11 protein-coding genes and 1 pseudogene are annotated in these 13077 nt (G+C 63.8%); 9 read left to right on the plus strand and 3 right to left on the minus strand.

Annotation, left to right across the window (positions count from 1 at the left end; translation table 11 throughout):
* The first annotated feature begins 10 nt into the window (after nucleotides 1-10).
* The 7 genes and pseudogenes from ligK (at nucleotide 11) to WJU18_RS10815 (ending at nucleotide 6045) form a co-directional block, all read left to right on the plus strand.
* Nucleotides 11-694 carry a 4-carboxy-4-hydroxy-2-oxoadipate aldolase/oxaloacetate decarboxylase gene (gene ligK / locus WJU18_RS10785; protein ID WP_423460061.1) on the plus strand — a complete coding sequence of 228 codons (684 nt, stop codon included), beginning with the start codon at nucleotides 11-13 and terminating at the stop codon, nucleotides 692-694.
* 42 nt (nucleotides 695-736) lie between these two features.
* On the plus strand, nucleotides 737-1738 hold the full coding sequence (locus tag WJU18_RS10790) for a Bug family tripartite tricarboxylate transporter substrate binding protein (protein WP_423460062.1): 1002 nt from the start codon (nucleotides 737-739) through the stop codon (nucleotides 1736-1738).
* A 10-nt stretch (nucleotides 1739-1748) separates the two neighbouring features.
* Complete coding sequence (locus tag WJU18_RS10795; protein WP_423460063.1) at nucleotides 1749-2681, plus strand: amidohydrolase family protein; 933 nt, start codon at nucleotides 1749-1751, stop codon at nucleotides 2679-2681.
* Nucleotides 2682-2701: 20 nt separating this feature from the next.
* A pseudogene (gene ligA, locus WJU18_RS10800) lies at nucleotides 2702-3070 on the plus strand (protocatechuate 4,5-dioxygenase subunit alpha); the annotation flags it as partial.
* A 99-nt stretch (nucleotides 3071-3169) separates the two neighbouring features.
* Nucleotides 3170-4057 carry a class III extradiol dioxygenase subunit beta gene (locus WJU18_RS10805; protein ID WP_423460975.1) on the plus strand — a complete coding sequence of 296 codons (888 nt, stop codon included), beginning with the start codon at nucleotides 3170-3172 and terminating at the stop codon, nucleotides 4055-4057.
* On the plus strand, nucleotides 4058-5026 hold the full coding sequence (locus WJU18_RS10810) for a Gfo/Idh/MocA family oxidoreductase (RefSeq protein ID WP_423460064.1): 969 nt from the start codon (nucleotides 4058-4060) through the stop codon (nucleotides 5024-5026). It abuts the gene before it with no gap.
* A gap of 11 nt (nucleotides 5027-5037) precedes the next feature.
* Nucleotides 5038-6045 (plus strand): aldo/keto reductase, encoded by a 1008-nt coding sequence (locus tag WJU18_RS10815; RefSeq protein ID WP_423460065.1) that lies wholly within the window; start codon nucleotides 5038-5040, stop codon nucleotides 6043-6045.
* Nucleotides 6046-6158: 113 nt separating this feature from the next.
* Here the strand turns inward: WJU18_RS10815 and WJU18_RS10820 are convergent, their stop codons facing one another.
* Together WJU18_RS10820 and WJU18_RS10825 are read right to left on the minus strand one after the other, a co-directional pair.
* Nucleotides 6159-7799, minus strand: coding sequence for a penicillin acylase family protein (locus tag WJU18_RS10820; protein WP_423460066.1), 1641 nt, complete (start codon nucleotides 7797-7799; stop codon nucleotides 6159-6161).
* Between the two features lie 106 nt (nucleotides 7800-7905).
* Nucleotides 7906-8526, minus strand: a complete 621-nt coding sequence (locus WJU18_RS10825; protein WP_423460067.1) for a penicillin acylase family protein — start codon at nucleotides 8524-8526, stop codon at nucleotides 7906-7908.
* Between the two features lie 109 nt (nucleotides 8527-8635).
* Here WJU18_RS10825 and WJU18_RS10830 point away from each other — a divergent pair, with 109 nt between their 5' ends.
* The gene (locus WJU18_RS10830) at nucleotides 8636-9685 is read left to right on the plus strand and encodes a GlxA family transcriptional regulator (RefSeq protein ID WP_423460068.1); all 1050 of its coding nucleotides are present in this window, start codon (nucleotides 8636-8638) and stop codon (nucleotides 9683-9685) included.
* Here WJU18_RS10830 and WJU18_RS10835 read toward each other — a convergent pair.
* On the minus strand, nucleotides 9673-11541 hold the full coding sequence (locus WJU18_RS10835; protein WP_423460069.1) for an AI-2E family transporter: 1869 nt from the start codon (nucleotides 11539-11541) through the stop codon (nucleotides 9673-9675). The genes WJU18_RS10830 and WJU18_RS10835 overlap by 13 nt on opposite strands.
* Nucleotides 11542-11713: 172 nt before the next feature.
* Here WJU18_RS10835 and WJU18_RS10840 point away from each other — a divergent pair, with 172 nt between their 5' ends.
* The gene (locus WJU18_RS10840) at nucleotides 11714-12463 is read left to right on the plus strand and encodes a tyrosine-protein phosphatase (protein ID WP_423460070.1); all 750 of its coding nucleotides are present in this window, start codon (nucleotides 11714-11716) and stop codon (nucleotides 12461-12463) included.
* The last annotated feature ends 614 nt before the right edge of the window (nucleotides 12464-13077 follow it).

Below are 13077 nucleotides of genomic sequence, written 5' to 3' on the forward strand. Positions count from 1 at the left end.
GGAGTTTGAAATGTACGAATTGGGCGTTGTTTATCGCAACATCAAGCGCGCCGACCGCGAAGCCACCGACGGCCTGGCCGCGCTCGGCTCGGCAACGGTGCACGAGGCCATGGGCCGCGTCGGTTTGCTCAAGCCCTATATGCGTCCCATTTTTCCGGGCAGCCAGGTGAGCGGCACCGCGGTCACGGTACTGCTGCAGCCAGGCGACAACTGGATGATGCACGTGGCGGCCGAACAGATCCAGCCCGGCGATATCGTGGTGGCCGCAGTGACCGCCGAATGCACGGACGGCTATTTCGGCGACCTGTTGGCCACGAGCTTCCAGTCGCGCGGCGCGCGGGCGCTGATCATCGATGCCGGTGTGCGTGATGTGAAAACGCTCAAGGAAATGAACTTCCCCGTCTGGAGCAAGGCCATTTCCAGCAAAGGCACCATCAAGGCCACATTGGGCTCCGTCAATATCCCCATCGTGTGCGCCGGCATGCTGGTCACGCCTGGCGACGTGATCGTGGCGGACGATGACGGCGTGGTCTGCGTGCCGCGTGCCATGGCCGCCAAGACGCTCGAAGCTGCCGCCGCACGCGAAGCCAATGAAGGCGCCAAGCGCGAGAAGCTCGCCAGCGGCGTGCTGGGGCTGGACATGTACAAGATGCGCGAGCCGCTGGCACAGGCCGGCCTGCGCTACATCGACTAGAAGATTGAGCGCCTGACACCCAAAAACCAAAGGAGACAAACTGTGCCAAGCTTCCCTATTGCCCGCCGTGCCCTCCTGGGCGCGTGCACCGCCGCCGCTGTGGCTGCGGCACTACCTGCGGCTGCCCAGAATGCGGCCGCCGCATTCCCGGGCAAGCCCGTGCGCATCATCAACCCGTTCCCGGTCGGGGGCGGGCCAGATGGCCTTTCGCGCCTGGTGGCCGAGAAGCTGTCGCAGAAATGGGGTCAGCCTGTCACGGTGGACAACCGCCCGGGCGGCAATGGTTTCATCGCCATCGACGCGTGGAAGCGCGGCGCCAAGGACGGCACCGATATTCTGCTGCTCGACAACGTGCACCTGACCGCCTATCCGTTCCTGTTCAAGAAGCTGCCCTACGATCCGGCCAAGGATTTCGACGTTCTGCTGCCGCTGTTCCGTACGCATTTTTTCTTCACGGTGGCGGTCAACAGCCCTTACAAGACCGTCGGTGATCTGATCGCCGACGCCAAGGCGCATCCGGGCAAGCTCAACTTCGGCTCGTGGTCCATCGGCAACCCGGTGCACCTGGGTTCCGAGTATTTCGAGAGCGTGACCGGCACGAAGATGGAGCACGTGGTCTTCAAGGAGACTTCGCAGCTCTATACATCGGTATCGACGGGCGACATCCAGTTTGCCCTGGGCAGCGCCGCGACCGCCGGCCCGCTGTACCGGGCGGGCAAGCTGCGCCTGCTGGCCTTTGCCGGGCCCAAGCGCTCGGCCGACTACCCGGATGTGCCCACGGTGGCGGAATCGGGCGGTCTGAAGGACTTCACGGTGACCGGCTGGAATGCCATTGCCGTGCCACCTGGCCTTCCGCCTGCCGTAGCCGAAAAAATTCGTACCGACATCCTGCAGGCCCTCACCGGCTCTGACGTGGCGGAAAGATTCAAGACCTTCGGCTACGAGCCGTTCCCGGCCACGCGCGCGCAGTTCAACCAGTTCATCAAGGACGATGCCAAGAGCATCGGCGAAGTCATTCGCAACGCCAAGATATCCATCGATTGATTACCCACTCATGAGCAAACCCACTACAGGCCCTTTCGAGAAAACCGCCGGCTGGCTTGACTGGTACGAAGGCCCCGCCAAACCGGGCTTCCAGTTGCCGCCCGGCAGCGTGGATGCGCACTGCCATGTGTTCGGCCCTGGCGCGGAGTTTCCTTACGCGCCGGAGCGCAAGTACACCCCTTGCGATGCCTCCAAGGCACAGTTGTTCGCCTTGCGCGATCACCTGGGCTTTTCGCGCAACGTGATCGTGCAGGCCACTTGCCATGGCGCCGACAACCGCGCCATGGTGGATGCCTGCATGGCCGCGGGCGGCCTTGCACGCGGCGTTGCTACGGTGCGCCGCGACGTGACCGATGAGGAGCTGCAGCGCTTGCATGCCGCTGGCGTGCGGGGCGTCCGTTTCAACTTCGTCAAGCGGCTGGTGGATTTCACGCCGCGTGACGAGCTGATGGAGATCGCGGGCCGCATTGGCAAGTTGGGCTGGCATGTGGTCATCTACTTCGAAGCGGTCGATCTGCCTGAGTTGTGGGATTTCTTCACCGCCTTGCCCACCACGGTGGTGGTTGATCACATGGGCCGGCCTGATGTGAGCAAGCCCATCGACGGCCCGGAGTTCGAGCTGTTCGTGAAGTTCATGCGCGAGCACCCCAACGTGTGGAGCAAGGTCAGTTGCCCGGAGCGCCTGTCCGTCAGCGGACCGCCTGCGCTGAACGGCGAGCGGAATGCCTATCGCGACGTCGTGCCTTTCGCGCGGCGCATCGTCGAGACTTTCCCGGACCGCGTATTGTGGGGAACCGATTGGCCGCACCCCAACCTGAAGGGCCACATGCCCGATGATGGCCTGCTGGTCGATTTCATTCCTCATATCGCGCCCACGGCCGAGTTGCAGAAGAAGCTCCTGGTCGACAACCCGATGCGCCTGTACTGGCCGGACGAGGCGTGAACCTGGAAACGGATACAAGCATGTCTCTTGAAAAGCCCTACCTGGACGTGCCCGGCACGACCATTTTCGATGCCGACCAGAGCCGCAAGGGCTACTGGCTCAACCAGTTCTGCATGTCGCTGATGAAGGCGGAAAACCGCGCCCGCTTCAAGGCTGACGAAGATGCCTACCTGGCCGAGTGGCCCATGACCAGCGAGCAACGTGCTGCCGTGCGCGCGCGCGATATGAACTGGATGATGCGCACCGGCGGCAACATCTATTTCCTCGCCAAGCTGGGGGCCACCGATGGCCTGAGCTTTCAGCAGATGGCGGGCAGCATGACGGGCATGTCCGAGCAACAGTACCGCGACATGATGATCGCGGGTGGCCGCTCGGCTGAAGGCAACCGCGTGGTGGGGGAGGGCGGCAACGCGCAAGGGCAGGCGGCCCGCACGGAAGCCTGGAAAGATTGGGACGAGACGCAGGCGCAGACGAATCTGGCGGCCGCGGTGCAGGACGCCGGGAAGGCCAAGGCAAAGGGGCAGGCGCGCATCGCCGCTTCTGTCTACTCGTCGCATGTGCCCGCCATCGGCGCCGCGATCGATCTGGGCAAGACCGACGAGCCCTACTGGCAGCCGCTTTTCAAGGGTTTCGAATTCACCAAGCAATGGATGAAGGAGAACCAGCCGGATGTGATTTTCCTGGTCTACAACGACCACGCCACCAGTTTCGATCTGGGCGTGATCCCCACATTTGCCATCGGCACCGCGGCTGAATTCGAGCCGGCCGACGAAGGCTACGGCCCCCGCCCCGTGCCCGTGGTGAAGGGGCACCCGGAGCTTGCCTCGCACATTGCGCAGTCGGTGATCCAGCAGGATTTCGACCTCACCATCGTCAATAACCTGAAGGTCGATCACGGCCTGACGGTGCCGATGAACCTCATGTTCGGCTCACCCGCTGAATGGCCCTGCAAGGTGATCCCGTTTCATGTGAACGTGGTGCAGTATCCCGTGCCTTCCGGTGCGCGCTGCTTTGCCCTGGGGCAGGCGATCCGCCGGGCCATCGAGAGCTATGACGAGCCGCTCAAGGTACAGATCTGGGGCACGGGCGGCATGAGCCATCAGTTGCAAGGCCCGCGCGCCGGCTTGATCAATGCCGATTGGGACAACCGCTTCCTCGATCGCCTGATCGCGGATCCGGCTGGCCTTGCCACCCTGCCGCACATCGACTATGTGCGCGAGGCGGGCAGCGAGGGGATCGAGCTGGTCATGTGGCTGATCGCCCGTGGCGCCATGGCGGATGTCCATGGCGGCCCCGCGCCCAAGATGGCGCACCGTTTCTATCATGTGCCGGCGTCGAACACGGCGGTTGGCCACCTCATTTTGGAGAATCAGTAAATGAGCAAGACGATCAAGGTCGCCCTGGCTGGTGCCGGGGCCTTCGGCATCAAGCACCTGGACGGCATCAAGAACATCGATGGCGTGGAAGTGGTTTCCCTGGTGGGCCGCCGTAAGGAGCAGACACAGGAAGTGGCCGACAAATACGGCATCAAGCATGTGGCTACTGATCTGGCTGAAAGCCTGGCGCTGCCCGAAGTCGATGCCGTGATCCTGTGCACGCCCACGCAGATGCATGCCGCGCAGACCATCCAGTGCATGGAAGCCGGCAAGCACGTGCAGGTGGAAATCCCCATGTGCGACAGTCTGGCCGACGGCCAGCGCCTGGCGGAGCTGCAGAAGAAAACCGGCCTGGTGGCCATGTGCGGCCACACGCGCCGCTTCAACCCCAGCCACCAGTACGTGCACCACAAGATCAAGGCGGGCGAATTCAACATCCAGCAGATGGATGTGCAGACCTATTTCTTCCGCCGTACCAACATGAACGCGCTGGGCCAGCCGCGCAGCTGGACCGACCACCTGTTGTGGCACCACGCCGCCCATACGGTGGATCTGTTCGCTTACCAGGCTGGTTCGCCCATCGTGAAGGCCAACGCCGTGCAAGGCCCGGTCCATCCCGAACTGGGCATCGCCATGGACATGAGCATCCAGCTCAAGGCGGCGAATGGCGCCATCTGCACGCTCTCCCTGAGCTTCAACAATGATGGCCCCCTGGGTACTTTCTTCCGCTACATTGGCGATACGGCGACCTACATCGCGCGCTACGATGACCTGGCCCAGTCGCACAGCAAGGGGCCGGAGACCTTGGTGGACGTGAGCAAGGTCGATGTGAGCATGAACGGCATCGAGCTGCAGGACCGCGAATTCTTCGCCGCCATCCGCGAAGGCCGCGAACCCAATTCCAGCATCGCTCAGGTGCTGCCGTGCTATGAAGTGCTGCACGATCTGGAGCAGCAACTGAACAACTAAGGAAACAAGGAATGCAACAGCGCCAACTCGGGCCCTTCACCGTCAATGCCGTCGGTCTCGGCTGCATGAACATCTGTCATGCGTACGGCAACCCTGTGTCGGCCGATCAGGGCGAGCGCGTGCTGCGCACGGCGCTGGATGCGGGGGTGACGCACTTCGATACGGCGGCGCTGTATGGCTTTGGCGTGAGTGAAACGCTTGTGGGGAAGGTGCTGGCACCGTATCGCCAGCAGTTCACCCTGGCCAGCAAGTGCGGCATGACCGTGGAAGACGAGGGCGGCCGCGTCAAGACCGGCCGCAAGATCGATGGCCGTCCCGAAGTGCTGCGTGCGACCTGCGAAGGTTCGCTCAAACGCCTGAAGACCGATGTCATCGATCTGTACTACCTGCACCGCTGGGACAAGAGTGTGCCGATCGAGGAGAGCGTGGGGGCTCTGGGTGATCTGGTGCGTGCTGGCAAGATCCGCACCATCGGGTTGTCGGAGGTGTCCGCCGCCACGCTGCGCAAGGCGCATGCCGAATACCCGATCACCGCGGTCCAGACGGAGTATTCGCTCTGGACGCGCAACCCCGAGATCGCGGTGCTGGCGGCGTGCCGTGAGCTGGGCGTGAGCTTCGTGGCGTTCAGCCCGGTGGCGCGCGGGTTCCTGACAGATACCGTGCATGATGTGGCCGCGCTGCCGGAGAAGGACATCCGCCGGGCCATGCCGCGCTTCCTGCCTGAGAACTACGCGAAGAATCTGGCGCTGCTGACGCCCTACAAGGCAATCGCGGCTGAGGTGGGGTGCACGCCGGCCCAACTGGCGTTGGCTTGGGTGCTGCACCAGGGCAAGGATATTCTGCCCATTCCGGGTACCGCGAATGAAGAGCATGTGCGCGAGAACATGGCGGCTGCTGAGGTGGTGTTGTCTGCAGAGGTGCTTGGCCGGTTGAATAGCCTGATCAACACGGAAACTGTTTCGGGTAACCGCTATACCGAGCAGAGCTCTCGGGAAGTGGATACTGAGCCGCTGCCCTGACGCAGCTTCTGTAGGGAGGTTCCGGGGGTTTACTCCCTCTCCCGCAAGCGGGAGAGGGCTGGGGTGAGGGCTTTCACGGCGCCGCTCCCCGGCGCCTCAGGAAGCAAAAAAACTCAACGCACCAACGTCAAATCTTTCCCCACACGCTGCTTGGCAATATCCTCCGCATGAAACGGCAGACGGTGCCAGCGCTTGGCCGAGAATTCACGCAGTTGGTCGTTGGCATGGGGTGAGGCAGGGTCGGTAGACTGGCCGTAGGTCAGGATGGCTTCCGCCACGGGGCCGCGGGCATCGAAGGTCACGGTTTGCACGTAGCTGGTGCCGTAGTCAATGCGCAGCCCGCGTGCGTTGATGGGCTGGGGTTCCGGGTCCTGGCGGCCGAGGTTGTTGAGCACGCCTACGAATTCATAGCCGCCATGCAGGGGAATGGGTTCTTCGGTGATGTCGGGGTGCTGCACGCTGCCCAGCGTGGCATCGAGCGCGAAGCCTGCCGTACGAACGGTTTTGACTGCGTTGTCCAGCGATTGCCACACTTTGGCGGCCACGGCCGGGTCGTTCATCTTCAGGCCGGCTGGCGTGGCCACGGGCTCCTTGAGGTCGAAAGGCACGCGGTAGACAGAAGGGATGTTGCGCGCAGTGCGCCAGAATTCCTGGAACAGGTGGGCGCCGCGAGAGTTCAGGTTGTTGCGCAGGTCCCAGCCTTTCAGAGCCGCGCAACCGTCGCGTGATTCGGGGCTGAGGGCTCCTGCGGGCGCTTTCTCGCAGGCGGCCAGCAGGTCCGGCATGATGACCGAGCCCATGAAGTTGCGATTCTGGAAAAGTTGGTCCTGGATGGCGTGCAGCGTCAGCTTGCCCCGGCCCAGCATTTCAGGAATTTCGGTGAGACCGGCCCGAGTGCGGGGGCGCTGTACGGAGGCATCGCCCACCATGGGCGAGATGCCTTCGAATTTCTGTCCTGGGTGGGTGTAGAGGTAGCTGTCGTTGCTGTTTTGCACCCAGTCGCCGCGGAAGGCCACGGGCATGCGCTCGATCGGGATCAAGCCGGGAACGGGCGAACGGCTGTCGCTGTGCCAGGCGCAGTCGGCACGCGCGCCATTCAGGACCACCAAGCCTGCCGCGTTGCGCAGGGCGGCGGCGGGCTTGCTGGGGACGCAGCGTTCGAGTTGGGCGGCGTCCAGGTCGGGCACCACGCTCACGTCGGTGTACATCGCCGTGCCGCTGCGGTCGGCGGCCAGGGTGTTCACCCAGGGCAGGCCCAGGTTGGCATGGGCTTTGTGCAGGTCTTGCACGGACTTGGCATGCGCAAAGGCAATGGCCGCATCCATCATGCGCGTGTTGCCCGTGTTGGCGTCGCGCAGGGCATAGGCGGTTTTGGTGTTCCAGGTCAGGCCTGCGCGGGGAATGATGACCAGCGGGCCCCAGCGGCTCGACCAGACCGTGTGTTCCATCACCTGCGGCTTGCCGTCGGGGCCGGGCAGCGCCAGGCTGACTTTGCGGGCACTCATTTTCTCGGGCTTGCCGTCCACCAGGTAGCTGGTGGGGTCGCCATCGGCCAGCGTCAACTCATACAGCGTGAAGCGCTTGCCTGTCGACACGGTATGCGACCAGGCCACATCCTTGTTGAAGCCGATCGACACCATGGGATAGGTGCCGATGCCCACGCCCATCACATCCATCTGGCCGGGAATGGTCAGGTGAAGTTCATAGAAGCGGTTGGGGCCGCTCCAGGGGAAATGCGGGTTGCCCAGCAGCATGCCGCTGCCGTTGGCCGTGACTTCCCGGCCGAAGGCCCAGGCGTTGGAGCCCAGGGGGAGTCGAGCAAGCCCACGTCACGCAAAGCCTGGGCGGCGTCGGCCAGGTTCACGGCTTCCGCGGCGGGGACCTGCGATGTCTTGGCCGCGCCGGGTTGGGGGGCTGGGCACCCAGCATGCCGTCGGCCAGGGCGGCGATACCGGCTTGCACAGCCACTACTTCGGCCATGCGCCGGTATTCGGCCATGGTCATGGGCTTGACCCAGGGTTTGCCGCGGCAGGCCTCGGGGAGCGTGGCGGCATTGTCGGCCAGGAAACGGTTGTAGCCTGCCACGTAGCCGCGTGCCAGCGCCTGCGCTTCGGGGCTGATCTTCCCCCAGGCACGTTCCAGCGCGGCATCATCCATGTGCGCGGCCGTGAACAGGTCGATCTGCTGATTGGGGATGTAGCGCCGGCCCAGCAGGCCGATGGTCTTGGGGCCGAAGGTGGCGCTGCGCTCGCCGCGCGCCGTAACGAGCTGGTCCGCCGTCATGCACACGTTGTCCTGCGCATAGGCATAAGCCACGCCATAGCCGAGCGATTCCGGGTTCTGCGCCGTGACATGCGGAATGCCGTAGGTAGTGCGCGTGATGGTGACGCTGCGGTCACCTTGCGCGGTGGGGCTGCTGGCGCAGCCGGCAAGCAGGGCGGCTGCGGCGATGGCAGTCAGAGCGCTCGCGATGGGCCTCATGGTGATCTCCTCTTTTTTGAACAGGGTAGTGCGCCTTTGATGCTAACGGTGGACGCTTCGCCGATGCGGTGGTGATTTCGCCAAGAAAGGTGGCAATATCGCCATCAACATGGCGCGGCATATTTCTTCGTTCGTACCCAATCAGATCACGGTGGGCATTCTCTGGGGCCCGGGCTGCTTCGCCACCGGTGCCGCCGCGGTGGTGGATGCCCTGCGTGCCATGAACACATTGGCCAGCGTGCGCCATGGTGGCGTGCAACCGCTGCAATGGCACTGGCTGCCGCTGCCTGGCGAAACGGCCGCTGCTCCTCCACCCGCGCCTGCGTCGGGCGGGGCGGCCGCACCGCCCGACGTGCTCGTTATTCCCGGCTGGCTGGTGACCACGGGACCGCAGCTGCGCCAGTTCAGCCGAACGTATCTGGACCATTTCGCTCCGTTGCTGCACGCCCATGTGACGCGAGGAGGGCGGATCGCTGCTTTTTTCAACGGCTCAGCCCTGCTGGCCGAAGCAGGCTTGCTGTCCGGGCGTGAGGCTTCCCTGCCTTGGGCGCTGGCCCCGTCCATCGTGCTCCAGTCAGGCCATGCCGTCCGCTGGCGGCGGGACAGGTCTTGGCATGCCGACGGCCCCATCTGGACCACCTCGGCGTTGCCCGAAAGCCTTGCCGCCTTTCTCGACCTGCTGGGCCATACCTCCGTGGCTGAATTGGCGAAAGCGGTGGGCACCGTGTTGCGGCATGACCCGCAGCGGCAACTCACCGCCACCGAAGAACTGGAAACGCCCAACAACGAACCCATGGCCGCGGGCGCACTGGAGCGGGCCCGCCGCTGGCTGCAGGTTCACCGCAACGAGCCCTATAGCCTGGCTGCCACGGCTCACGCTGCCGCTACCAGCCCGCGCACGCTGCTGCGCTGGTTTTCGCAGGTGCACGGGCAGACGCCGCTGCAGTACCTGCACGGCCTGCGCGTGGCGCAGGCCCAAGTGCTGCTGCAGACCACTTACCTGACCGTGGAGGCTGTGGCGCGCCAGTGCGGCTATGGCGACGTGGGCAGCTTTCGCAAGGTGTTCACGCGTGCCACGAGCGAAACGCCCACCGCATACCGCCAGCGCTTTCTGCTGCGCACCAGCCGCAAGCAATGGACGGGGCCTCAGGCGGAATGAGAGAGGGACACACGCCCTATCCGGCTCTCGGCGTCTGCCAGCAGCTCATCGAGGGAGGTGACCAGCGCTTCTGCGCCAGTCGTTCGCGTGGGGGTCGCGTCCTGGGTATCCGGCGCATGGTTCCATGCCGCCAGAACGAACTGGATATGCGGCCACCGCCGTTTGAGGCGGCGCACGAAAAACCGGGCGTGGATGGCCGGAGCTGGTGAAAAGTAGCAGAGGCACACGACCTCGATGTCCTGCAAATCGAGCTGGCCTATGTGCTCGGCCGAGATGATTCCTGCCGGCACCGCCCGGCTGCCGAAACCATGGAGCGCCAGGGTATGCGCGGCCATTTCGGCGGCCAGGGTATCGGCGGTCCATCGCCCGCCGATGCAGGCGATACGTACTGGCAAGTCCGGTTTGGGCGGGTATTGCTCGCGCAACTCCTCGATCACCCTTTCCATTCCCGAGACCACGCGGTGCCGATGCTGGGCCGTGGCCGCGGTGCCATAAGCGCTGGTTGCCAGGCGCAGCGTATTTAGGCCGACCGTGGCATAGAAATTCTCTGGTGAAGTTTTTTCCGCGTAATCCTCAGCCAGTTCCACGGCCTCATCGACATCGCCTGCCAGCAACCGCTGATGTAGGCGCGTGGGTTCGTCGAGCGCCCGCTCGCTGCCCAGCAGCACCTCCAGGAAATGCAGCGCTGGCACATAGCGCCCCGCGACGAGCAGCACCACCGTGATCGGCGTGGAGAGGATCAAGCCCATGGGGCCCCAGAGCGCCGTCCAGAACATGGCGGCCAGGATCAGGGAGAGCGTGGAGATTCCGGTGCTGGAGCCGTAGAGCCAGGGCTCGATGATGTTGTTGCTGACCAGCTCCAGCGTGAGGATCAGCGCCAGCGTCCAGAGCACCATGTTCCAGCCTGGATCGACGGCGAAGGCCAGCGTGAGCGGGAAGACCGCCGCGATCAGAGGGCCGGCATAGGGCACGAAGCGGAGCAGGGCCGCCAGCACGCCCCATACCAGCGCCCCTGGCACTCCGATGAGGAGCAGGCCGATCGTCATGGGCAGCCCATAGGTGGCGTTCACGATCAGCTGCATGGTCAGGTATTTGCTGACCCTCTCGCTGGCTTCCGAGAGCGCGGTGGTGGCCTGTCCCAGGTTGCCGCCCATAAGGCGCAGAAACCGGTCGCGCAAGTCGCCCCGGTCAAGCAGGATCAGGAATACGAAAACGATGACGATGCCCGCTGCGGCGATGGTGGGCACGAAGGTTTCCACCCAACTGAGGACACGATCCATCGGCTTGGCGGCATCACGCACCACCTCCACCTGCGTGGGCGCCGCTGCGCGAGGGCCCAGGGGCACCTGAGCGGCGTTGATTTCCTTCTGAACCTTGCCGAACACGCGCGAGTACTGGTCGAGCAGCCCTGGCTTGCGCAGATCACGGCGGAAATCACGCAGCTTTTTGGTGATGGTGGTTTCGTAGGTGGGCAGGTTGTTGCCGATCTGCCGCAACTGTGTAAAGGCGAGAAAGCCGGTGGCCACGATCAAACCCAGCGCAGCCGTGACCACCAGGGTCACGGCTGCGCCGCGTGGAATGCGAAAGCGCTTGAGCCAGGTGACCACCGGATCGAGCACGAAGCTGATCAGGATGGCGAAGGCCAGCGGAACCAGGAGATCGCGCCCGAAATACAGCGCTGCCACTATGATGGCAAGGCTGACCAGCGAGTTCATCAAGGGCGCGCGCGGTGCCGATTCGTAGAGAGGGTCCTCTGCTTCCTCAGGGGAGTGAAGCCCGCTCTCCGGCCCGAGCAGAGAAGGCCCGTTGGACGATGCTGGCCGGCCCGTTTTCGGCTCCAGCGTATCAGCTGCCATCGGGCGTCCTCCATGTAATGTTCATTGGCGAGGGCATTGTCCGCAGCAGAAGGGGCGCCAGGCTGTAGGACAAGCGCTTGATGTCAATTCGGAGACCGGAGCCATCTCGCCTTGTCACGGCCAGTACGCGAAAATCGCTTAATTTAGTTCACTTTCCTTTCCTGGATCTGCCATGCTTCGTCATCCTGACCGCTCCCTCAAACTCTCCGGTGCCAGCAATTTTCGTGATTTGGGGGGCTACACCGGAGCGGGCGGGCGCGAGGTGAAGTGGCGGCACCTTTTCCGTTCCGATCATCTGGCGGCCCTGACAGCGGAGGATGAGCAAGCCCTCAAGTCGCTGGGGGTGGCGCGGGCGTTTGATTTCCGTGGCGTGGGCGAACGTGCCGCGGTGCCTTACAACCTGCAGGGCATGGCCCAGCATTCACTCCCGATCGAGCCGACGGTCGTGCAGCGCATGAAAGACCTGACGGAAGCCGGCCACCAGATCACCCCAGCCGAGACCGTGGAGCTCATGCAGCAGACCTACCGCGCTTTCGTGCACGACAACGCAGCCAGGTTTGGAGATCTCTTCAAGCATCTGCTGGAGAGTGATCAGCCGCTGGTGTTTCACTGCACGGCCGGCAAGGACCGCACCGGCTTTGCCGCAGCCCTCATTTTGCGGGCGCTGGATGTGCCGCATGATGTGGTGATGCAGGATTACCTGCTGACCAACGAGCTCTACCGCATGCCTGCGCTCAGCGTGCACCGCGCGCCGCAGGAGGTGCTGAATGTGTTGTGGCGGGTGCAGGAGGCTTTTCTGGATGCGGCCATGCAGGCGGTGGAGAAGGATTACGGTGGGGTGGTGGCTTATTTGACTGATGAGTTGGGGGTGGGGGAGAGGGAGCGTGCTCAGTTGAAAGAGATGTATTTGACTCAGGCTTGAAGCGGGCTTGTCTGGCTTTGATTGGGTAGATGGGGTGTGAGGCGGGGTTTTGCTCCCTCCCCTTTGGGGGAGGGCTGGGGTGGGGGCTTTCACTGTCGGTTGATCTGAACGGCCTTCTGCTTCCTAATGACCTTCTGCTGTTTGATTTAAGGTCGGAGGCCGGGATTGCCCCCGGCGGTGCACCTACCTTTCTTTGTTTGCCCAAAGAAACGTAGGCCAAAGAAAGGGCGCCCCACTGGACGTGTCCCTTCGCTCCGCTACGGGCAACCTGCGGTGCTCACGCATGGGGCGGTGCCGTCGAACTCGCTATGTTCACTACGTTCACGTCGCTCGAACAACGCCGGCAAGCTAGAGCACGAAGCAGGAGCATCTTGCAGTGCTCCAGCCCGCCCCATGCGCTGCGCTCCTCGGCACGGCCAGAGGGGCAAGGAGCCTGAGTCGGGCCATTGCTTCGCTCGGCCCTCGGATGATCAGGCTTCGCTGTATTTACTCCTTCCCCCGCTGGGGGAAGGCAGGGATGGGGGCTTTCACGGCGGTTGATCCGAATGGGCTTTTGTTGTGCAGATACTGCAGTGAAAGCCCCCACAGGATGGCCTGCCCCCCAACCCTCTCCC

The sequence above is a fragment of the Ottowia sp. VDI28 genome, assembly GCF_049532675.1.
Classification (GTDB): Bacteria; Pseudomonadota; Gammaproteobacteria; order Burkholderiales; family Burkholderiaceae_C; genus Ottowia.

What these genes read in the sequence shown, in the direction of transcription:
- WJU18_RS10810 (WP_423460064.1), top strand. Translation starts at nt 4,058, where the DNA reads ATGAGCAAGACGATCAAGGTCGCCCTGGCTGGTGCCGGGGCCTTCGGC.
- WJU18_RS10830 (WP_423460068.1), top strand. Translation starts at nt 8,636, where the DNA reads ATGGCGCGGCATATTTCTTCGTTCGTACCCAATCAGATCACGGTGGGC.
- WJU18_RS10820 (WP_423460066.1), bottom strand. Translation starts at nt 7,799, where the DNA reads ATGCTGCTGGGCAACCCGCATTTCCCCTGGAGCGGCCCCAACCGCTTC.
- WJU18_RS10795 (WP_423460063.1), top strand. Translation starts at nt 1,749, where the DNA reads ATGAGCAAACCCACTACAGGCCCTTTCGAGAAAACCGCCGGCTGGCTT.
- ligK (WP_423460061.1), top strand. Translation starts at nt 11, where the DNA reads ATGTACGAATTGGGCGTTGTTTATCGCAACATCAAGCGCGCCGACCGC.
- WJU18_RS10815 (WP_423460065.1), top strand. Translation starts at nt 5,038, where the DNA reads ATGCAACAGCGCCAACTCGGGCCCTTCACCGTCAATGCCGTCGGTCTC.
- WJU18_RS10840 (WP_423460070.1), top strand. Translation starts at nt 11,714, where the DNA reads ATGCTTCGTCATCCTGACCGCTCCCTCAAACTCTCCGGTGCCAGCAAT.
- WJU18_RS10835 (WP_423460069.1), bottom strand. Translation starts at nt 11,541, where the DNA reads ATGGCAGCTGATACGCTGGAGCCGAAAACGGGCCGGCCAGCATCGTCC.
- WJU18_RS10825 (WP_423460067.1), bottom strand. Translation starts at nt 8,526, where the DNA reads ATGAGGCCCATCGCGAGCGCTCTGACTGCCATCGCCGCAGCCGCCCTG.